Source organism: Hyunsoonleella sp. J2K-J805 (assembly GCF_057167125.1).
This window is the reverse complement of sequence record NZ_CM169901.1, coordinates 2,084,867-2,105,523: the sequence shown is the minus strand read 5'-3', so window position 1 is coordinate 2,105,523 and position 20,657 is coordinate 2,084,867. Positions and strand designations below refer to the sequence as shown.

At 36.2% G+C, this 20,657-nt stretch carries 23 protein-coding genes; 11 read left to right on the top strand and 12 right to left on the bottom strand.

The window, feature by feature from the left end:
• On the top strand, nt 1-390 hold the full coding sequence (locus tag AC1B0Z_RS09415; RefSeq protein ID WP_483791719.1) for an HIT family protein: 390 nt from the start codon (nt 1-3) through the stop codon (nt 388-390).
• A gap of 8 nt (nt 391-398) precedes the next feature.
• On the opposite strand, the gene AC1B0Z_RS09410 is transcribed toward AC1B0Z_RS09415, so the two are convergent.
• A complete protein-coding gene (locus tag AC1B0Z_RS09410; RefSeq protein WP_483791718.1) occupies nt 399-752 on the bottom strand; it encodes a hypothetical protein in 354 nt (117 codons plus the stop codon).
• Nucleotides 749-1,906 carry a sensor histidine kinase gene (locus AC1B0Z_RS09405; protein WP_483791717.1) on the bottom strand — a complete coding sequence of 386 codons (1,158 nt, stop codon included), beginning with the start codon at nt 1,904-1,906 and terminating at the stop codon, nt 749-751. Before AC1B0Z_RS09405 ends, AC1B0Z_RS09410 begins: the two co-directional genes overlap by 4 nt.
• Nucleotides 1,907-2,028: 122 nt before the next feature.
• On the opposite strand from AC1B0Z_RS09405, the gene AC1B0Z_RS09400 reads away from it, so the two are divergent.
• The 3 genes from AC1B0Z_RS09400 (at nt 2,029) to aat (ending at nt 4,088) form a co-directional block, all read left to right on the top strand.
• Nucleotides 2,029-2,898, top strand: coding sequence for a flavin reductase family protein (locus AC1B0Z_RS09400; RefSeq protein ID WP_483791716.1), 870 nt, complete (start codon nt 2,029-2,031; stop codon nt 2,896-2,898).
• Nucleotides 2,899-2,939: 41 nt separating this feature from the next.
• Nucleotides 2,940-3,317 (top strand): DUF3127 domain-containing protein, encoded by a 378-nt coding sequence (locus AC1B0Z_RS09395; RefSeq protein ID WP_483791715.1) that lies wholly within the window; start codon nt 2,940-2,942, stop codon nt 3,315-3,317.
• Nucleotides 3,318-3,458: 141 nt separating this feature from the next.
• A complete protein-coding gene (gene aat, locus AC1B0Z_RS09390; RefSeq protein ID WP_483791714.1) occupies nt 3,459-4,088 on the top strand; it encodes a leucyl/phenylalanyl-tRNA--protein transferase in 630 nt (209 codons plus the stop codon).
• A 22-nt stretch (nt 4,089-4,110) separates the two neighbouring features.
• Here the strand turns inward: aat and AC1B0Z_RS09385 are convergent, their stop codons facing one another.
• The 3 genes from AC1B0Z_RS09385 to AC1B0Z_RS09375 are packed head-to-tail and all read right to left on the bottom strand — an operon-like array spanning nt 4,111 to nt 5,909.
• Nucleotides 4,111-4,791 carry a DUF2490 domain-containing protein gene (locus AC1B0Z_RS09385; protein WP_483791713.1) on the bottom strand — a complete coding sequence of 227 codons (681 nt, stop codon included), beginning with the start codon at nt 4,789-4,791 and terminating at the stop codon, nt 4,111-4,113.
• Entirely contained in the window at nt 4,778-5,353 is a 576-nt protein-coding gene (locus tag AC1B0Z_RS09380) for a hypothetical protein (RefSeq protein ID WP_483791712.1), read from the bottom strand. Before AC1B0Z_RS09380 ends, AC1B0Z_RS09385 begins: the two co-directional genes overlap by 14 nt.
• On the bottom strand, nt 5,343-5,909 hold the full coding sequence (locus AC1B0Z_RS09375) for a DNA-3-methyladenine glycosylase I (RefSeq protein ID WP_483791711.1): 567 nt from the start codon (nt 5,907-5,909) through the stop codon (nt 5,343-5,345). The genes AC1B0Z_RS09380 and AC1B0Z_RS09375 overlap by 11 nt, the downstream gene beginning before the upstream one ends.
• Before the next feature lie 201 nt (nt 5,910-6,110).
• Here AC1B0Z_RS09375 and AC1B0Z_RS09370 point away from each other — a divergent pair, with 201 nt between their 5' ends.
• Both AC1B0Z_RS09370 and AC1B0Z_RS09365 read left to right on the top strand, forming a co-directional pair.
• Nucleotides 6,111-6,731: a thioredoxin family protein gene (locus tag AC1B0Z_RS09370; protein WP_483791710.1), complete on the top strand. Its 621-nt coding sequence runs from the start codon at nt 6,111-6,113 to the stop codon at nt 6,729-6,731.
• A 152-nt stretch (nt 6,732-6,883) separates the two neighbouring features.
• Nucleotides 6,884-7,504 (top strand): thioredoxin family protein, encoded by a 621-nt coding sequence (locus AC1B0Z_RS09365; RefSeq protein WP_483791709.1) that lies wholly within the window; start codon nt 6,884-6,886, stop codon nt 7,502-7,504.
• Here the strand turns inward: AC1B0Z_RS09365 and AC1B0Z_RS09360 are convergent.
• The 3 genes from AC1B0Z_RS09360 to AC1B0Z_RS09350 form a co-directional block, all read right to left on the bottom strand.
• Nucleotides 7,488-8,105, bottom strand: a complete 618-nt coding sequence (locus AC1B0Z_RS09360; protein WP_483791708.1) for a hypothetical protein — start codon at nt 8,103-8,105, stop codon at nt 7,488-7,490. The two genes, AC1B0Z_RS09365 and AC1B0Z_RS09360, sit on opposite strands and share 17 nt — an antisense overlap.
• A gap of 157 nt (nt 8,106-8,262) precedes the next feature.
• Nucleotides 8,263-8,952 carry a tRNA pseudouridine(55) synthase TruB gene (gene truB / locus AC1B0Z_RS09355; protein ID WP_483791707.1) on the bottom strand — a complete coding sequence of 230 codons (690 nt, stop codon included), beginning with the start codon at nt 8,950-8,952 and terminating at the stop codon, nt 8,263-8,265.
• A 2-nt stretch (nt 8,953-8,954) separates the two neighbouring features.
• A complete protein-coding gene (locus AC1B0Z_RS09350) occupies nt 8,955-9,749 on the bottom strand; it encodes an undecaprenyl-diphosphate phosphatase (protein ID WP_483791706.1) in 795 nt (264 codons plus the stop codon).
• Nucleotides 9,750-9,830: 81 nt separating this feature from the next.
• On the opposite strand from AC1B0Z_RS09350, the gene AC1B0Z_RS09345 reads away from it, so the two are divergent.
• On the top strand, nt 9,831-10,955 hold the full coding sequence (locus AC1B0Z_RS09345) for a glycerate kinase (protein WP_483791705.1): 1,125 nt from the start codon (nt 9,831-9,833) through the stop codon (nt 10,953-10,955).
• Between the two features lie 50 nt (nt 10,956-11,005).
• On the opposite strand, the gene AC1B0Z_RS09340 is transcribed toward AC1B0Z_RS09345, so the two are convergent.
• The 3 genes from AC1B0Z_RS09340 to AC1B0Z_RS09330 form a co-directional block, all read right to left on the bottom strand.
• The gene (locus AC1B0Z_RS09340; protein ID WP_483791704.1) at nt 11,006-11,260 is read right to left on the bottom strand and encodes a DUF3098 domain-containing protein; all 255 of its coding nucleotides are present in this window, start codon (nt 11,258-11,260) and stop codon (nt 11,006-11,008) included.
• Nucleotides 11,261-11,495: 235 nt separating this feature from the next.
• Nucleotides 11,496-12,503 (bottom strand): IS110 family transposase, encoded by a 1,008-nt coding sequence (locus tag AC1B0Z_RS09335; RefSeq protein ID WP_483791703.1) that lies wholly within the window; start codon nt 12,501-12,503, stop codon nt 11,496-11,498.
• A 306-nt stretch (nt 12,504-12,809) separates the two neighbouring features.
• Nucleotides 12,810-13,688 (bottom strand): cell division protein FtsX, encoded by an 879-nt coding sequence (locus AC1B0Z_RS09330; protein WP_483791702.1) that lies wholly within the window; start codon nt 13,686-13,688, stop codon nt 12,810-12,812.
• Nucleotides 13,689-13,891: 203 nt separating this feature from the next.
• Between AC1B0Z_RS09330 and AC1B0Z_RS09325 the strand changes: the two genes are divergently transcribed.
• The 4 genes from AC1B0Z_RS09325 to mgtE all read left to right on the top strand — a co-directional run bounded on the left by AC1B0Z_RS09325 (nt 13,892) and on the right by mgtE (nt 19,699).
• Nucleotides 13,892-16,978, top strand: coding sequence for a leucine--tRNA ligase (locus AC1B0Z_RS09325; protein ID WP_483791701.1), 3,087 nt, complete (start codon nt 13,892-13,894; stop codon nt 16,976-16,978).
• Nucleotides 16,978-17,301, top strand: a complete 324-nt coding sequence (locus AC1B0Z_RS09320; protein WP_483791700.1) for a DUF4286 family protein — start codon at nt 16,978-16,980, stop codon at nt 17,299-17,301. The genes AC1B0Z_RS09325 and AC1B0Z_RS09320 overlap by 1 nt, the downstream gene beginning before the upstream one ends.
• 190 nt (nt 17,302-17,491) lie before the next feature.
• The gene (gene rsmA, locus AC1B0Z_RS09315; protein WP_483791699.1) at nt 17,492-18,268 is read left to right on the top strand and encodes a 16S rRNA (adenine(1518)-N(6)/adenine(1519)-N(6))-dimethyltransferase RsmA; all 777 of its coding nucleotides are present in this window, start codon (nt 17,492-17,494) and stop codon (nt 18,266-18,268) included.
• A 54-nt stretch (nt 18,269-18,322) separates the two neighbouring features.
• Complete coding sequence (gene mgtE / locus AC1B0Z_RS09310; RefSeq protein WP_483791698.1) at nt 18,323-19,699, top strand: magnesium transporter; 1,377 nt, start codon at nt 18,323-18,325, stop codon at nt 19,697-19,699.
• Nucleotides 19,700-19,829: 130 nt separating this feature from the next.
• On the opposite strand, the gene murI is transcribed toward mgtE, so the two are convergent.
• Nucleotides 19,830-20,609, bottom strand: coding sequence for a glutamate racemase (gene murI / locus AC1B0Z_RS09305; protein ID WP_483791697.1), 780 nt, complete (start codon nt 20,607-20,609; stop codon nt 19,830-19,832).
• Nucleotides 20,610-20,657 lie beyond the last annotated feature (48 nt).

The following is a 20,657-nucleotide window of genomic DNA, read 5'->3' as shown; positions in this document are numbered from 1 at the left end:
ATGGCCTCAATTTTCACTAAAATTATAAACGGCGAAATTCCTTGCTATAAGATAGCAGAAACAGATGACTATTTGGCGTTTTTGGATGTGAATCCTAATGCTGAAGGACATACGCTGTGTATACCGAAAAAAGAAGTGGATAAGCTGTTTGATTTAGATGAAGACACGTATAATGGTTTGATGCGTTTTTCCCGAAACGTAGCTCTGGCTATCGAAAAAGCGATACCTTGTAATCGTGTTGGGCTCACTGTAATAGGTTTGGAAGTACCGCATGCCCATGTGCACTTAATTCCCTTACACTCTATGGACGATGCTCGCTTTATTAAAAAAGTAAAAATGACACCTGAAGTTTTTCAAAAAACCGCCGCAGCTATTGCCGCAAACCTATAGCATAGCTATTACTCCAAATTAAATATGGCAAGAAATGCCAATGCAAAAGCGATTACCAATCCTACAATAAGTAATATCCAGAATATTTTTTTGAAGCTTTTTGATGCCGGTTTTGGTGTAAACGACTTTTGGTGATATGCGAAAACGCGCTCTATATCATCTGTCCAACGTTCTGGGTAAATGATGCTATTGCAGGTGTTGCAAAATATCTCCTGACTTACTTGATTTGTTATAGATTTATAGAACGACGTTTCAACAAATTTTTGTTTAAAGGTGAGTTGTAAACCGTCTTTACTAAAACACTCAGGGCAGTGGTTTTTTAAACCTACTTTTTTCACGGGGATTAGCTCTTCGGTTGTCATTGGTTTTCACGTTTTAAACTAATTTGAATAGTAGAGCCTTTGCCAAGGGTAGATTCCAGCACTTTTATCTTACCATTATGAAAATCTTCAACTATACGTCTAGTAAGCGATAATCCTAACCCCCAACCACGCTTTTTAGTGGTGTAACCCGGTTCAAAAATAGTATTGAAATTCTTTTTGGGGATGCCCTTGCCAGTATCGGATACGTTTATTTTTACATTGTTTTCTAATTGTAGAATCTCAACAGTAATTTTTCCTCTACCTTTCATGGCGTCAATACCGTTTTTTACGAGATTTTCAATTGTCCAACTAAAAAGTTGTTTGTTTATTTTTACTGGAATATTCTCATTTGGCGCTATAATTTCAAAAGCTACCAAATCTGAGGAACGTCGTTTTAAATACTCATAGGCTTGTTTGGTTTCTTCTACAATGTCAGTGGTTTCTAGAATTGGAAGAGAACCAATTTTACTAAACCGTTCTGTAATAGTTTGCAGTCTGTCAATATCTTTTTCAATTTCCGTTATATACTCGGGATTTACATTTTCTGTTTTCAATAACTCGGTCCATCCAATTAAAGAAGAAAGCGGTGTGCCAATTTGATGGGCAGTTTCCTTTGCCATACCAGACCATAATTTGTTCTGGCTAGCATTTTTGTTGCTCTTGTAAAAAAAGTAGATAACACCAGTAAAGAGGAAAATAATCAGTAAAAGAGCTAAAGGATAGTATTTTAATTTGTTTAGTAATGGCGAGTTGCCGTAATAGATAGTCTGCAATATGTTACCATCATATTTTACGTTAATAGGTTTGTATTCGGTTTTAAACTTTTTAATAAGTTTTTGTATTTTCAAAGAGTCTTTTACTGTTTTTTCATCAATATTCCTTGTGTCATAGCTGCCATCTTTGTCAACAATAATCATTGGTGTTGTTTTGTTGCTCTGGAGTATTTCTATCGGAAGATTTCCAATATTTTCCTCCAGATTAGTGGTAGTAGTTAGCTCTTGAGAAGCAAAAGACCAATTCTGCATCTTTACACGTTCTTCCTCTTTAAAATTTTGAAAGAATACGTAGGTGTTCCACAAAATCAATGATACAATAATGAAAGAAAGTACTATCATTATCCACCGAAATGTGTTGGAATATTTGGTAAAAATCATTCAAAAATTATTTAACCAGTAATATAATGCAAATCTGTTAATATTATTGTCCAAGTTGTTAGTAAATCGGTTTTTAGATGAGTGCGAGAATAGTTACATTTGTTCAAATTGAAAAAAACTAAATGGCATCATACGCTCCAAACGATTTATCAACCAGCAAATTACATGGATTTTTACTAAGTGCAGTCGCCCCAAGGCCAATTGCATTTGCAAGTACAATTGATGCTAATGGAAATCCTAACCTATCGCCTTTTAGCTTCTTTAATGTATTTAGTGCAAATCCACCAATTTTGATTTTTTCGCCAGCACGTCGCGTAAGGGATAATACAACAAAGCATACGTTACAAAATGTTGAGGAGACAAAAGAAGTGGTGATTAACGTGGTGAATTACGATTTGGTATATCAAATGTCTTTGGCAAGCACAGAGTATCCAGAAGATGTTAACGAGTTTGAAAAGGCGGGTTTAACCATGTTGGATTCAGATGAGGTTAAGCCTTTTCGTGTTGCAGAATCTCCCGTTCAATTTGAATGTAAAGTAAATGATGTTATGAAATTAGGAACCGAAGGTGGAGCGGGTAACCTTGTGATATGCGAAGTGGTTAAATTTCATATAGATGATGAATTTTTAAACGAAGATGGAACTATAAATCAACAGAAATTAGATTTGGTAGCCCGAGCGGGAGGTAGTTTTTACAGTAGAGCAAACAAAGGCTTTTTTGAGATACCTAAACCAATTTCGACAAAAGGTATAGGTGTTGATAATTTCCCAGACCATGTAAAAAATAGCATGATTTTAACAGGAAATGATTTAGGAATGTTAGGTAATGTACAAGCCTTACCGAGTGAGGAAGAAGTAGGTAGTTTTATAAACGATATAGGGGAGCGTTATCCTCAAATAAAAGAAGCTAGCCACCGAGAAAAGCACAAATTGGCACGAAAGTATTTGAGCTACGGAGATGTACAAAGCGCGTGGAAAATACTTTTGTCATAATATTAATAATTAATAAGAATAGATAATAAATAATAGTTTAAATGGAAGTTCAAGGAAGAATTAAAATGATTGGAGACACCCAGACTTTTGGGAGTAACGGATTTAGAAAAAGAGAAGTAGTGGTAACTACAGAGGAGCAATACCCACAGCATATCTTAGTGGAGTTTGTACAAGATAAAACCGATTTGCTAAACAATTACCAAGTTGGGCAGCAAGTAAAGGTTAACATTAATCTTCGCGGGAGAGAATGGGTAAATCCTCAAGGTGAAACCAAATACTTTAACTCTGTACAGGGTTGGAGAATTGAAGCATTACAACCTTCAGCTGCTGGAGATAACGTACCTCCTGTACCGCCAGCTGATGCCTTTGAGCCTGCCGGAGATTTAAATGAAGACGATCATGATGATTTACCGTTTTAAGTAGGTGAAATTATTTTGCTGAACTTGTTTCAGCTATACCATAAAAGAAACCTCATTGTTTTTTAAAAACATTGAGGTTTCTTATTTTTATAAAAAAAATGCAATTATCTTCAATCTGGAAGAGAAAAATTAAATGTAGGAGTGAAATTTTTAACTGAAGAACTTTGGTTTCCAGACGTAACCGAAGCTACTGAAGACGGCATATTGGCCATAGGTGGAGATTTATCGGTTGCCAGACTATTATTGGCATATCGTTCTGGTATCTTTCCTTGGTTTGAAAGCGACGAGCCTATTTTTTGGTGGAGTCCAGATCCGCGATTTGTATTGTTTCCTGAAAAGCTTAAGATTTCTAAAAGTATGCGACAAGTGTTGCGTAATAAAGATTATAAAGTAACTACGGATAAGGCTTTTAAGGATGTGATTACAGCATGCGCAGAGGCAAAACGTAGTGGTCAAGAAGGCACTTGGATTACCCAAAATATGATTACGGCATACACAGAGTTGCACAGCCTAGGTTATGCCAAATCTATAGAGGTTTGGAATGGCGACGATTTAGTTGGCGGACTTTATGGGATCGATTTGGGCAATGGTATTTTTACAGGAGAAAGTATGTTTGCCAAGGAAAGTAATGCGAGTAAAATTGGGTTTATCACGTTTATTCAAAATTCTAATTATAAGATGATTGATTGTCAAGTTTATACCAACCATTTGGCAAGTTTAGGTGCTGAGGATATGCTGCGAAGTGAGTTTTTGAAAATCCTAAAAGGATAACCACTTTAAATAAAGACGTTCCTTAAATTTTTAAAATCCCAGTTGTTAATACAAAAAGCTGGTGACTGGCCATCAAATTAAAAGCTCCTAGGCGATATTCTAAGCCCGTTTGTAGCTTTAATTGCTCAGTAACCTGCAAACCTATTTGTGAAGTTAGTCTTACATCTGTTTCTGGTTTTTCAAACTCTGATAAGGTTAACAATCCTTCAACAGCACTCACCAAATAAGCTTCACCAATATCTAGTTTTTCTCCATTTAGTGGAAAATCTACAGCAAATCGGTACCGTTGCCTAAAGATTGTTTTATTATTAAAAAAGCGCTGTTCTGCTCTAAAACGATGTCCGTAGCGCACTCCCAACGTTTGCTTCTTATAATTAAACTGTTCTGTAATTCGAAATTCATTACCACCTTCATCAAAAACCTCTCTATTTCTATACTCCAAGCCTAAACTTAAAGCATGACTGTAGTTTAAATTAAAAGTTGAAAAATGGGCAAAATCTACCTGCTGTTGCACGATGTCTAGGGTTTCATTTCTATACAAAAAGTACCGCCCTTCTAGAGCGAAATTAATGCTGTACACTGAAGAAAACCGATGGTTTATGGCGAAAGCAGATTCGTTAAAAGCACTAAAATTAGCTTGCGCCTTTGAATTTGCAGCACAAAAAAAACCAATGATGAGAATAAAGATTTTAATATAGTGCATGTTCGTAAGACGATGAGGTTACTTTTCTGTAAGCTTCAAATTTGCCATTTTTGTCAAAAGTAAATTCTCTCAGCTCATGAATGTTATTTGTTTTTATTTCTGCAATAATTTCAAAGTGCGTGTGTTTATCGTTAGGGTGTTCAACAATATGCTGGATAAAGCTTTTATCTGAAGAATTGGTGTAATTTACATATTGCCTCTGCATTTTTATGAACCTTGTTTTTTTAAAATTATCATCAAAATATTTAGAGATTTTAGTCAGCGTTTGTTTAGGAATATGCCGTTGTTTAATTACTATTTCAATATCCTCTAATTTTCCAAGTGTATCAAACTCTACACTGTAAAACAATCTGTTTATTTTAAACTTCGCTTCAAAGCTTTGTTTTTCGCCATCAGTCTCTCGATAAAACTTTAGATATTTTACCTTATGTGAAAAGCTATTAAAATAGTTTTGCGTGATTTTAGGAAATTCAGAAAGAGGAATACGTTCTTCCTTCTCATTCTTAGCTTGAGCAAAAGAGAGTGAAATCCAAAAAAAGAAAATAAAAATACTATACTTCATGGTATCTAAAACAATTCATCTCATGGTCATTTACCACACCGGTTGCCTGCATATGGGCATAAATAACTGTGGTGCCAACAAACTTAAAACCTCGTTCTTTTAAATCCTTGCTAATGGTATCACTCAATGGTGTATTGGCTGGAGCTTTTTTATAGTCTTCAAAAGCATTTTTTATGGGTTTACCATCCACAAACCCCCAAATATAGTTACTAAAACTGCCAAATTCTTCTTGAGTTTTCATAAAAGCTTGTGCATTAGTCACTGTTGCATTTATTTTTAATTTATTTCTGATGATACCGGCATCTTGTAACAAATCATCAATCTTATTTTGATTATACTTTGCTATTTTCTTATAGTTAAAATTATCAAAAGCGGTTCTAAAATTTTCGCGTTTGCGCAATATGGTTATCCAACTTAAACCTGCTTGAAAGGTCTCTAAGATTAAAAACTCAAATAAGGTATCATCATCATAAACTGGTACACCCCATTCTTCATCATGATAGGCCTCGTAAAGAGGATCGCCAATACACCAACCGCATCTGTGTTTTTGAGTCATAAACAATGAATTTAAGGATTAAAGTTACTCTTTTTTTAATAAATATTTGGAGTTATAAGTTGTAGTGAAATATTAAAAAAAAGTAACCTCATAGTGCAACTTTTGTTACGCTTGGTTTATGATAAAAACTATTACTTTGTATTGTATTCCGTAAGGATGCAATATTAAACCAGACAAAGAACACAATAAATAAAATAAAAAATGATACACCCTACAATTAAAGAGAGTTTAGATAGAAGTATGTCTTATGAGGATTACAATAATTTGGTTAATACTCTAGCTGAAACTAACGGCACTACAGGGAAAGAACAAACAGAAGCTTTAATCAATTACACAAAGCTCAATGCGCGACGAATGAAACGTTGGGATAAAACTTTGAAAGTTAATGAAGAAGCTAAAAATAAAATTTCAGACTTTAAAAACTCTGTGACTTGGTTGGTGATTACCGAAAGTTGGTGTGGTGATGCGGCACATGTTATTCCGGTTTTAAATAAATTGGCGCAGCTAAACGCTAATATTGATTTAAAGCTGGTGCTCCGGGATGAAAACTTAGAACTAATGGATATGTTTTTAACCAATGGCGGTAGGGCAATTGCTAAGTTAATTATGATTGATAATGAAACGGGTGAGGTTTTGGATACCTTCGGCCCAAGACCAAGTGAAGCGACGGCTTTGGTAAATAATTATAAAGCCGAACATGGTAAATTGACTCCTGAGTTTAAAGAGGATTTACAAGTATGGTATAATAAAAATAAAGGGCAAAATATTATTGAGGACATTGTAAAAATGCTTTGTAAGTTTGAGCCTACAGTTTGTATATAAGGCATAAAAGCTTTTCTATTACCATAAAAGTAGCTCGGTTTTGGGCTACTTTTTTTGTTAAAGTGCCCTTGTTTTTCTCAAACATGATAAAAGTCAGCAGATTACGATAGCATACAACTTAAATTTGTCATCTGAGTTTAAAAGCATTTATCATGAAACGTATTATTGAATCTGGTATTAAGCGCAGTATGTCCTATGAGGCCTACCGCGATTTAGTGAAAGAACTAGCGCAAAAAAGCGCAACCACTGGCCATAGTCAGTCACAGGCACTAATAAACTACACAAAGTTGAATGATAGGCGAATGAAGCGTTGGGATAAGACTTTAAAAGTTTCAGCAGAAGCCAGAAAAAAACTTGAAAAATTCAATAGTAAAGTAACTTGGTTAGTAATTGCAGAAAGTTGGTGTGGGGATGCTGCTCATATTTTACCTGTATTGAATAAAATTGCTGAGATTAACCCCAACATTAATTATCGGGTGGTACTTCGCGATGAAAACCCACAGCTGATGGATGCTTTTTTAACCTTTGGAAAAAAAGCAATTCCGAAAGTAATTATTATTGATACTGCTACTGGTGAAGTATTAGATACCTATGGCCCAAGACCCAGCGAAGCTGCTGGCTATGTAAATAGATTTGTGGCCATGAACGGCGGACTCACAGAAAGCTTTAAGGAAGATTTGCAACATTGGTACAACGATAATAAGGGACAAAATGTGATTGATGATATTACCGAATTATTAAATCATTTAGAGTCTTCTATCGTTTACCTATAAAATTAAAAGTGATTGAGCCTATTTGAGATGGCTTCGAAACATCTTTACTAAATCTAGCATCCTTGGCGTATTGAAGTGCGTGTTCAATTAAGCATTCATTTGATGAGGTAGAGGAGGTGTTAGTGTAGGCGTCAACAACATCTCCTTCTGAATTTACAGTAATATTAACTACAATTTTACCGCTTGTTTCACACAGATATACAGGTATTGGAATGTAAATATCATCACGGTTTTTTAACGAATAACTCACCGTACTCTTAGTATTGGCTCCTTCTCCTTTTTGTTTTTCAAGTAGGTCATTAACTTTACTAAAGGATGATAAGTCTTTGCTTTTTAATTTTCCAGGGTTAGAATCTTTGTATTTAGATTTGAAGCTTTCTATAACCTCAGAATTATCCAAGTTACTCGAACGAGGCTCATAGTCTTCTGGGGGCGCAATAGTTTTGTAAGCCTGTGCAAAGTGTTTATTGTCTTTGGTTTCGTTAAAGGCCTTGTTGGTTTCCGCTTTTGCGTTATTCTTATTTTCTAGTGCTTCAAGAAGCTTTAGGTCTTCCTCGGTAAGTTCTTGCTCTGGCTCTATTTCGTAGTAACTTTCAGCCATTCTTTCATTTTGTTTTTTCAAACTTAAGTTAAAAACAGATAGTACCACCGTGCCTGTAATAAGCAAGGTTAATAATAGGGCTTTATGTTGATTTGTTAGGTGCAAATCGATGTTTTAGCAATGTTTTTACAATTGAATATACGTAAAAATTTAGATTTTAGTCTTTTATACTATCAATGAAGGTATCAATAGATATGCCATTGTCAATGGAAAAATCACCTATCTTAGTGCGTCTTAAAGCCGAAAGGTGTGCCCCAGAGTTTAGTGCCTTTCCAAAGTCGTTTGCTAAGGAACGAATGTAGGTGCCTTTACTGCAAACTACCCTAAAATCAACATTCAAGTCTGAAATTTTAGTGATTTCAAACTCTGAAATAGATACTTTTCGCAATTTAATATCTACGTTTTCACCAGCTCTAGCAAATTCGTACAAACGCTTGCCGTCCTTCTTTATAGCTGAAAATATAGGTGGGAATTGTTCAATTTCACCAATGAATTGTTTGGTTGTTTCGTGAATTAACGCTTCCGAGATATGATCTGTGATATAGGATTGGTCAATTTCGGTTTCTAGATCAAAAGAAGGCGTCGTGCTACCCAAAACAATAGTTCCTGTGTATTCTTTAATCTGACTTTGGTATGTATTGATTTCCTTAGTTTTTTTACCAGTACAAATCACTAACAATCCAGTTGCCAGAGGATCTAAAGTACCTGCATGCCCCACCTTTATTTTTTTAATATTGAAAGCTTGCCGGATTTGCCAACGCAATTTATTCACCACTTGAAAGGAAGTCCAATGTAAAGGTTTATCGATCAATAAAACTTGTCCAGAAAGAAAATTTTCAGCAGTCATTATTAGTTTAATAAAGCAAAGGCAATAGCGATTATGCCAACAATAGCGCAATAAATAGCAAAGTAGGATAATTTACTTTTTTTAACTAGAGCAATCATCCAAGTACAAGCAAAAAGACCAGCCACAAATGCCGCTACAAAACCAATGGATAACGCCGTAAAGTTTTGACTTTCGATTGAAATGTCACCGCTTAAAATATCCTTAGCTATTTTCCCGAAAATTAATGGCACCACCATTAAAAACGAAAATCGAGCTGCTTTAGTCTTATCGTTTCCTAATAATACGGATGTAGAAATGGTTGCGCCTGAACGTGAAATTCCTGGAAGCATGGCAATGGCTTGCGAAATACCGATGACAAAGGCATTGCTAAAACTCACTTTTTTATTGGTGTCTTTAGCTTTGTCTGCTAAGAATAAAAGTAGAGCCGTAACAATCAACATGCAACCAACTAACAAAATATTTCCACCAAATAAGGCTTCCAATTGCTCTTCAAAAAACAGTCCTACAACCACTGCAGGCATCATAGACACTACAATTTTCGCTAAAAACTGCATGTCTTCATTCCACTGAAATTTTAAAATACCTTTAACGATTTCTAGAATATCTTTTCTGAAAACAACTATGGTACTTAAAGCAGTTGCAAAGTGAAGTACAACTGTAAACAATAAACTTTCTTCAGGAACAGAATTGTCGCCTAAAATAGCTTTTCCTAATTCTAAATGCCCACTTGAAGACACTGGTAAAAACTCTGTTAAACCTTGAATAATTCCTAATATAATAGCATCGATAACGTCCATGGGGGCAAAAATATTAAAATAGTAATACAAAAGTCTTTTTAGGCCTTAAACTTTCGATGAAGTAATTGTATTTTTATAGGAATGAAAATTGTAATTGCACCAGATAAGTTTAAAAATTCCCTAACAGGACTTGAGTTTTGCGATGCTGTTCAAAATGGTATTCGAGATTTAATACCAGATGCAGAAATTGTAAAATCACCTTTGGCCGATGGTGGCGATGGCACTATTGAAATTATCAATTATTATTTGAAGGGTGATGTTATTGATGTAATTGTAAGAGATCCCTTTTTCAGACCAATTAAAGCATCTTATTTATATGCTGTAACATCAAAAACTGCGTTTATTGAAATGGCTGAAGCATCTGGGGTAAAACTTTTGAAACCTAAAGAATTTGATTGTAAAAATGCAACAACTTTAGGAACGGGTGAAATGATTGTTGATGCTATGGAAAAAGGCGCAACAAACATTATTTTAGGGATTGGTGGGAGTGCTACAAACGATTGTGGTATTGGTATGGCAACCGCTTTGGGCTATCGGTTTTTAGATGAAAAGGATAATGAAGTAAAACCTATTGGCGCTAATTTATCAAACATAGATAGTATTGATGTTTCGGGAGTACATCCAAAATTAAAAGAAGTGACATTTAAAATTGCTTGTGATGTTACCAATCCGCTTTACGGTAAAAACGGAGCAGCTCATGTGTATGCTAAACAAAAGGGCGCTACTACAGATGATATTGTGTTATTAGAAAAAGGACTTCAAGATATCTCAAAAGTAATTGATTCGGTATTTGGGATTAATCCACAATTGATTGAAGGCGCTGGAGCTGCTGGCGGTATGGGCATTGCTTCAAAAGTGTTTTTAAATGGCACTTTGGAACGAGGGGTACAGTTATTAAAAGATTTAGCTCAATTTGATGAAAATATTAAAAATGCTGATTGGATTATTACAGGTGAAGGCAATTTAGATGCACAAACGTTTTCTGGAAAAACCATTCAAGGCGTGTTGAGTTCTGCAAAGGCGCAAAAGATTAAAGTAGCTGCGTTTTGTGGTGGTATAGATTTGAATACTGCTGAAATTAATACATTAGGATTGAATTATGCTGATGCTGTCATGAATTATGCAGATGATTTGGATGATGCTATGAACAATAGCCACAATTACTTAACAGAAATGGGTAAAACATTTGTGGGCGAATTACTGTAAAATAGACCCAGACCTCACAGGTTTCAAAAACCTGTGAGGTCTAATAAGAATTAGTCCTTATCCGGATTCAACAAAATAGCATAAATCTGAATGCCAAACCCAATCAGTACTAAAGTAGGTGCTAACCTGATACGTCTCCAACAAAAGATTTCAGGGTTGAATACATTTGGGTCATCGCTTCCGCCACCAGCCATTAAAATAAAACCAAGTGCAATACAAGCTAAACCAATAAACATAAATTTATAGTTTTTCTTACCAAATACAAATGTTGGTTTTGCTGCGTCTTTACGTTTTTTTTCTCCCATGGTTTAATAGAATTGATGCAAATTAAGTGATTTATTTAAGACGAAGTGTTAATATGAGTTTAAAATTTCTTTTGCATTTCAGGTTCTACTTTGAAACCTAGGAAATTCTAATTATGGTTATTTCATAGTATTTTTAGGAAAGCACGGTGTTCCCCTCTTTGGAGGGGTTAGGGGTGGGTTTTAGAGCAAGAGTGGCGCGTATTCTATGATAAAAACCAAATAAAATCTAGATAATTTATGTTGCAAATTTATAGGTATCCACGAAGGGCGAATCTCTATTTATCACTGCAAAAATTCGACTAATAATTTTACATCTTACATTATTTAAAATCAACATTTTATTTTTACCCTCCTCTTGTTTTCTTAGATAATATGCCCGTAGCTGTGCATCATGTTTAACCGCAGAGAGCGCGCACATTTGAAGCAGCGATTTCATTGTTTTATCCGCCATGTGATGCACCTTTGTCTTGCCTCTTATACTTGAGCCCGAACTGTACCCAAAAGGGGCAACACCTGCATAACAAGCTAGTTTCCTCGCCGAAGCAAATACCTCAAAGCCTTTTGTTGCTATTATAAAATAAATCGCTGTTTTCTCCCCAACGCCCTTAACACTTTTTATGAGTTCGAATTGCCGGTTTAATTTAGGGGTTTGTTTTATAATATCTCGCATTTTGGCTTCAATAGACTTTAAACTCATTTGGAGGAATTTTACGGTTTTCTTATTTTGGGATGCTATGGTGTTGTAGACATCGGGCGAGATAAAATCTTTATTTTCTTTAGTCATTCCAAATAGTAAAAGTGATTTTTTGAGTTTCTCGCGTTCTGTAAAAAGCAATTTTAACTGCTGTATTTCTTTCTCTGGAATACTTGAAAGTTTAAGCTTGTCTATATTCCTAATACTATAAAATGCAATATCACCTGCGTCAGACTTATCACTCTTACCTCGCGATATACCCTTGGATCGCTTAATCTCTACTGCTGGAACAATCCAATAATCAAAATTGTTATCAAAACAAAAGCAGCTTAATGGAAAGGTATAAACCCCTGTATTTTCAAAACAGAATAAGGTGTTCTCAAAATCAACACCGCCCTGTTTTAACCTAAGGCGCATACCCTTTAAACCTTTGGCATTATTAGCAACAACAAAATGATCTTTTTGGCTGATGTCATTCTTGTTAACCATAACAATATCTAGTTTTAATTTTGAAATGTCAATACCTACGTGAAACAAATAATTTTTCATAATTTTAACCTTAAGTAAATTAAAAATGTTGAACTTCTTTAGAACCTTTATTAGAGCTTTTATCTACTATTCTATTTGAAGCAATTCAACGGATATTCAAACCGAAAACAGAGGACTGATACGCGCGCTAAGTCTATCTTAGTTAGGGATATAGTTCACCTCTGTTTTCTTTTGAATAAAGGTAACTTTTACTCTGAATACAAACTAAAGGTTAGGGATTGAGGGATTTGTTGAAGCTCCCGACGCAGGAGGTGCGAGTACTTGCAACGGAAAGCCCGACCCCTTGTGGGTAACGCCCAAATTATACTAATAATACAACTCATCTGTTTTTAAATTCAAGAAGCGTTGTGTGGCGAAGTGTGTGCTAATCCAAGTAATAACGATGCCTAAAGCAAAAATCACTATAAATAATAGAACCATTAAAATAGGGTTTGCTAACAATTCTAATTCCGGGAAGGTTTTGTTGATGTAATACAGCACAATTGCCATTCCTATCAAAGCTAAAATAGCACCAACAATACCCAATCTGATACTTTTCCAAACAAAAGGGCGACGAATAAAACGCTTAGTGGCCCCAACCATTTGCATTGTTTTTATGGTAAAACGCTTTGAGTAAACGGCGAGCCTTAAGGAGCTATTAATAAGCAAAACGGCGATAAGTGTAAATAAACCACTAATGACTAACACCCAAAAACTGATTTTTTTTACATTGTCGTTCATTAGGTTTACCAAGTCGTTATCATAGGTAACTTCATCAACAAACTTCTTGTTCAGGGCTTCTGCGGAAATTTTCTCCAAATGCTCTGAGGTTACATAATCTGCCTTTAAATGTACATCAATGGAGTTTTGTAATGGGTTGTAGCCTACAAAATCCATAAAATCCTCACCTGTTTCAGCTTTCATAAATTCAGCAGCCTGTTCTTTAGAAACATATTCGGTGGATTTTACATAATCTGCCATGGCCAAACTCTTTTCAAGCTGTTTGCGTTCTACGTCCTTGGCGTTATCTTTTAAGTAAATAGTTACGACGACTTGCTCCTTAAAATGATCGGAAACTTTTTTAGCATTCAGGACCAACATCCCCAGTAAACCTAGCAAAAACAATACAAGCGCAATACTTATTACTACTGAAATGTATGAAGAAACCAATCGGCGTTTTTGGTGGTTTTCAAAAGATGAACTCATATAGGAAACTGGATTAATGTTGTAAAAATAGTAAACTAATATAAATCGGTTAGGAATAGAACGTGCAAACTTTCAATACTGGTATAATAAGTTTAAATTTGCGCTTTTAATTGCTCTCGCAAAGTCGCAGAGGCGAAAAGAATAGTTGGACATTAAGAGGCATTTCTTTGCGGCTTCGCGACTTTGCGAGAAAAAAAAACTTTATGAAATACGATTTCAACGCGATAGAAGCCAAATGGCAAAAATATTGGGCAGACAACCAAACATTTAAAGCTGAGAACAATAGCGACAAACCAAAATATTACGTTTTGGATATGTTTCCTTATCCAAGTGGTGCGGGTTTACATGTTGGGCATCCTTTAGGGTATATTGCTTCAGATATTTATGCACGATACAAGCGCCATCAAGGATTTAATGTGTTGCATCCACAAGGCTATGATAGCTTTGGGTTGCCTGCGGAGCAATACGCTATTCAAACGGGGCAACACCCAGCAATAACTACTGCGGAAAATATTAAAACCTATCGTCGTCAGTTAGATCAAATTGGATTTTCCTTCGATTGGTCTCGTGAAGTAAGAACGTCTGACCCAAGTTATTATAAATGGACGCAGTGGATTTTTATTCAGCTGTTCAATTCGTGGTATAATAAGGATAGTGATAAAGCTGAGGATATTTCAGAATTAGTTAAAATTTTTGAAGCTGAAGGAAATGCGACTGCAAATGCGGTTTGTGATGATGATATAAATGCATTTTCTGCTAAAGAGTGGACTAGTTTTTCTTCGGAAGAACAGCAACGTATTTTATTACAGTATAGACTAACGTATTTAGCCGAAACTGAAGTAAACTGGTGTCCAGCATTGGGGACTGTTTTGGCAAATGATGAAATTATAAATGGCGTTTCAGAACGTGGTGGTCACCCTGTTGTGCGTAAAAAAATGACCCAATGGAGCATGCGCATTTCTGCTTATGCTGAACGTTTGCTTCAAGGTTTAGATAAAATAGATTGGACAGATTCTCTAAAAGAAAGTCAACGTAACTGGATTGGAAAATCGGTTGGGGCAACGGTTAAGTTTCGTGTATTTTTGGTGGCAGAGGCTCTCGAAGCCACTACTACTGAGGACACTTCGAGTACCTCAGTGCCCAACCACACTATAGACGTCTTTACTACTCGTCCCGATACCATTTTCGGTGTAAGTTTTATGACATTAGCTCCAGAACACGAACTAGTGTCGCAAATAACAACACCAGAACAAAAGGAAGAAGTTGAAGCCTACATCGAAGCCACGGCTAAACGCAGTGAACGCGATAGAATGGCAGATGTAAAAACAATTTCAGGGGTGTTTACAGGTGCCTACGCAGAACATCCATTCACAAAGGAACCCATTCCTATTTGGATTGGTGATTATGTTTTGGCAGGCTACGGAACAGGTGCGGTAATGTCTGTGCCATGTGGCGATGAGCGTGATTATGCCTTTGCTAAACACTTCAATATTCCAATTCCAAATATTTTTGAAGGTGTTGATATTTCAGAAGAAGCGTTTTCAGATAAAGAAAAAACCGTTATTGGAAATAGTGATTTCCTAAACGGACTCAACTATAAAAAAGCCACCAAGCGTGCTATTTACGAATTAGAGAAAATTGGTCAAGGTGAAGGGAAAACCAATTACCGTTTGCGTGATGCGGTGTTTAGCCGTCAGCGTTATTGGGGCGAGCCATTTCCAGTGTATTATGATGAAACTGGTATGCCTCAAATGATAGAAGAGCAATTTTTACCATTAGAGTTACCCGAAGTAGATAAATATTTACCAACAGATACAGGTGAACCGCCTCTAGGTAATGCCAAAAAATGGCATTGGTTGCAGTACGGCGATACAGCAGAAATCGTATCTAAAGAGGAGTTTGAGAATTCCTCCCCTTCGGGGAGGTTAGGTGGGGCTCTTGAGTTGAACACCATGCCTGGGTGGGCAGGAAGTTCATGGTATTTTAACCGCTATATGGATGCGAATAATCCTAACGAATTTGCAAGTAAAGAAGCGTTGGACTATTGGCAAGATGTGGATTTATACATTGGCGGCAGCGAACATGCTACAGGACACTTGTTATACTCTCGTTTTTGGCAAAAATTCTTGTTTGATAAAGGTGTTGTACCTGTTGATGAGTATGCTAAAAAGTTGATTAACCAAGGGATGATTTTGGGGACTAGTGCTTTTGTTTATAGAATTGTACCATTTAGAAAATCAAATCAAGATATCTTAGATTTCCCATTCAATTTATTTGTCACTTCAGAAACCAAAGATTCAATTGAATCACACTTCGTTGAGGTCGGTACAATGGGAAGAAAGTGGAATGATCATTATAGTGTTCAATTTGTACTTTCAGAAATAATGAAATTGACCCATATTGATTTTGATGAAACAGATTTATCTTTCGGTATGTCTCCGATACATGTGGATGTTTCTTTTGTAAATGCTTCTAATGAGTTAGATATCGAAGCATTTAGAAACTGGCGTCCAGAATATAAAGATGCTATTTTTATAGGAGAGAGTGGTGAAGTCCTCCCTAATGGGGAGGATTTAGGAGGGGCTTTTAAGGTTGGTCGAGACGTCGAAAAAATGTCAAAATCTAAATACAACGTCGTTAATCCAGACGATATTGTTGCAGATTATGGTGCGGACAGTCTTCGTTTATACGAAATGTTTTTAGGGCCATTAGAGCAATATAAACCTTGGAATACTGCTGGTATTACAGGTGTACATTCGTTCTTAAAAAAGCTTTGGAAATTGTATGCAGATGATAACGGATTGAAAGTTTCAGACGCTACACCAACAAAAGATAATTTAAAAACACTTCACAAAACCATTAAAAAGGTTCAGGAAGATATCGAGAATTTCTCGTTTAATACATCAGTGTCCACCTTTATGATTGCTACTAATGAGTTAACCGCTCAAAAATGTACGTCAAAAGCCATTTTAGAACCTTTATTGGTATTGATTTCACCTTATGCGCCGCATATTGCAGAAGAATTGTGGAGTCAGTTAGGAAATAGCGGTTCAATTGCAACAGCGCCATTTCCAGAATTCGATGAAAGTCATTTGGTAGAAAGCAGTAAAAATTACCCGATTTCGTTTAATGGTAAAATGCGTTTTACTATGGAATTGCCTTTAGATTTAAGCAAAGACGCCATTGAAAAAGCAGTTCTAGAAAACGAAAAAACCCAAGACCAATTACAAGGAAGAACACCCAAAAAAGTAATTGTCGTACCCGGGAAAATTGTAAATATTGTAGGCTAATGTACATTTATAACGTTACAGTAAATATAGACGAGTCCATACACGACGAGTGGTTAACATGGATTAAGGAACATATTCCACAAGTTTTAGGTACTGGCAAATTTGAAAAAGCTACCTTAACCAGAGTTTTGGTGGAAGAAGATATGGGAGGCGTAACGTATTCCATCCAATACCGTTGCTATTCTAGAGAAGCTTTGGATGCCTATTATAAAGAAGATGCCGAAAAATTGAGAAGCGACGGTATGAAAAAGTTTGCCGACAAAATGTTAGCCTTTAGAACTGAACTTCAAATTATTGATGAGTATAATGTGAATTTTACATAGAGCCCCCTAACCCCCAAAGGGGGAATTTGAATACGGGAAGTGAATGAAAAATTTAAAGTATAAATACATTGTCATTCCTGCGAAGGCAGGAATCCACTAAAAAACAAAATAAGACCTGTTAGGTTTTTGAAACCTAACAGGTCTAAAATAAACAGAGCTTTGCGCCTTGGCGACTTTGCGAGAGAAAAACATGTCAGTTAAAGCAAAAAAACATTTAGGTCAGCATTTTTTAAGAGATGAAAGCATCGCTGAAAAAATAGCCGATACCCTTACGCTAAATGGCTATAATAATGTGTTAGAGATTGGTCCTGGTATGGGAGTGCTCACCAAATATTTGCTTAAAAAAGATAGCACCACTTATGTTATAGAAATCGATTCAGAGTCTGTAGAATATCTACAAGCCAATTACCTCAATTTAGCGCCAAGAATTATAGAAAAAGACTTCTTAAAGTATGATTTAAACGAAGTATTCAAAGGCGAGCCTTTAGCAATTATTGGCAACTTTCCGTATAATATTTCAACCCAAATCGTATTTAAAACTTTAGAAATGCGGGACCAAATCCCTGAGTTTTCAGGCATGTTTCAAAAGGAAGTGGCGCAACGTATATGCTCCAAGGAGGGTAGTAAAGTGTATGGGATTTTGTCGGTGTTAACCCAAGCGTTTTATGAAGCAGAATATTTGTTTACGGTAGCACCTTCAGTATTCAACCCACCACCAAAAGTAGATTCGGGAGTTTTAAGACTTACCAGAAAAGAAAACTACACATTGCCTTGTGATGAAAAATTATTCTTCAAAGTAGTAAAAGCAGGATTTCAACAACGCCGAAAAACATTGCGTAACAGTTTAAAAACATTTGATTTGTCTGATAATTTAAAAGCAAATGTTATATTTGGCAAGCGTCCGGAACAATTGCAAGTTCAACAGTTTATAGAACTTACGCAGTTGATAGAAGCGGATCGCAAATAAGCATCAAATTTTATAAGTCAAACACTCCTAATAGGTGTTTTAGAAGTCAAATTGATGGAAGAAGAAAAAGAAAACATACAATTTGAGCTAACCGATGAGCTACTGGCGGAGGTTGAAGTTCTTGTTCAAGAACAAGATGATAAAGCACTTCAAAAACTGCTAAATGAGTTTCATTATGCCGACATAGCTGAAATTCTAGATGAACTCAATTTAGAACAGGCCGTTTATGTCATCAAATTACTGGATTCTAAAACGACTTCTGATATCCTAATGGAACTCGATGAAGACAATCGAGAAAAAGTTCTAAAAAACCTTACCGCCCGAGAAATTGCTGAAGAAGTTGAAGAATTGGATACCGATGATGCGGCGGACATTATCGCAGAGTTGCCAGAAGAACGCCAAAGTGCGGTAATTGCAAAAATTGAGGACGAAGAGCACAAGGAAGAGATTAAGGAGCTACTTGCCTATGACAAAAACACTGCAGGTGGTTTGATGGCTAAAGAGTTGGTGAAAGTTTACGAAACATGGACGGTTGCAGGATGCATGCGTCGTATTCGTGGTCAAGCAAAAGAAGTTACACGTGTACACTCCATTTACGTTGTAAATAAAGAAGAAAAGCTTATTGGGAGGCTCTCCTTAAAAGATTTAATTGTGGCAAAGAGTGAACAAAAAATCTCGGAATTAGTTAAGGTTAACGTAGATTATGTAAACGTAAACGAAGGCGTTGAGGAGGTGGCAAGATTAATGGCAAAGTATGATTTGGAAGCGATTCCCGTTGTTGAAAGTGATGATAACAAAGTGCTTTTGGGGCGTATTACCATTGATGATATTGTGGACGTTATGAGGGAAGAAGCCGAAAGAGATTACCAAATGGCCGCTGGTATCACGGGTGACGTAGATTCAGATGATAGCATTCTACAATTAACTCGAGCCAGATTGCCTTGGTTGTTTCTTGGTTTAATTGGTGGTATTGGTGCGTTTGTTATTATGGAAGGCTTTCAAGAATCCTTCAATAAGTATGCAGTATTGTTCTTTTTTACACCACTAATTGCTGCTATGGCAGGCAATGTTGGGGTACAATCTAGCGCTATTATCGTCCAGGGTCTCGCGAACGACGATGTAAAAGGTAGTATCAACGATAGATTGATTAAGGAAATGCTACTCGCGGCACTCAACGGTATCATACTCGCTATTGTTCTGTTTTTATTTGTTTGGGCAACAAAGGGAGAGGTCAATACAGCACTTGCAGTTTCTGTCTCATTGGTGGCAGTTATTATAGTTGCTGGCCTTATCGGTACATTTGTGCCACTGTTTTTGGATAAACGCGGTATCGATCCCGCCATTGCCACGGGACCATTTATTACCACGAGCAACGATATTTTTGGTATTCTAATTTATTTCTGGATTGCTAAAATGATTTTAGGGATTTAGTATTTGGTCGTTACCCGCAAGGGGTCGGGCTTTCACTACTCAATCCCTCCTACGTTGGGGATTTCAAACACCTGTGCTGAGCGCAGTCGAAGCATACCGTTCAATCCCTAACGCATAAATTCGGAAAAAATTAAAACTTTAGGTACTCGACATAAAAATCTTCACCTAAAAGAGAACGCATGATATCCACACTACCATTGGTGTAAAACTTAAGTTTTGGCGGTGTAATTTCGGTATTTAACAAATGGTATTTGGTTAAAACAGCTTTTGTTTGTCGTGCTACTGCTTCACCAGAATCTATAATCTTTACATAGGTTGGCAATAATTCTAAAAGGATCGGGATAAGATAAGCATAATGTGTGCATCCTAAAACTAAATAATCAATATTAGCTTTAAGCATAGGTTCTAAATATTGCGAAAGTAAGAACCTCATGTCATCAGAATATAATTTTCCGCTTTCAATAAGTTCTACAATGCCTTTACCTTCGCGTTCAATAACCTTAACGTTGCTCGTAAACCGCTCAGAGGTTTCAGAAAACAATGCGCTAGATAAGGTGCCCTTTGTTGCCAAAATACCAACAGCATTGCTTTTTGTATGAAGTGCAGCTGGTTTAATTGCGGGCTCAATACCAATAAACGGTACATTATAAGTTTGGCGCAAGTAGGCAATGGCGTTTGTTGTAGCGGTATTACAAGCTACAACTATAAGTTTACATCCTTTTTCTAATAAAAGCTCGGTATTTTTTATGCTTAGTTGGGTGATCTTTTCTGTGCCTTTTGGTCCGTAAGGGGCATTAATGCTATCAGCAAGATAGATACTATGTTCATGAGGTAAAAGCTGGTGAATCTCCTTCCAAATGGAGGTGCCACCAACACCAGAATCAAAAATACCAATAGGTTTACTGTTCATAATATAAAACCAATACTGCTAAGATATGTAAAGAGATCCTGATATACA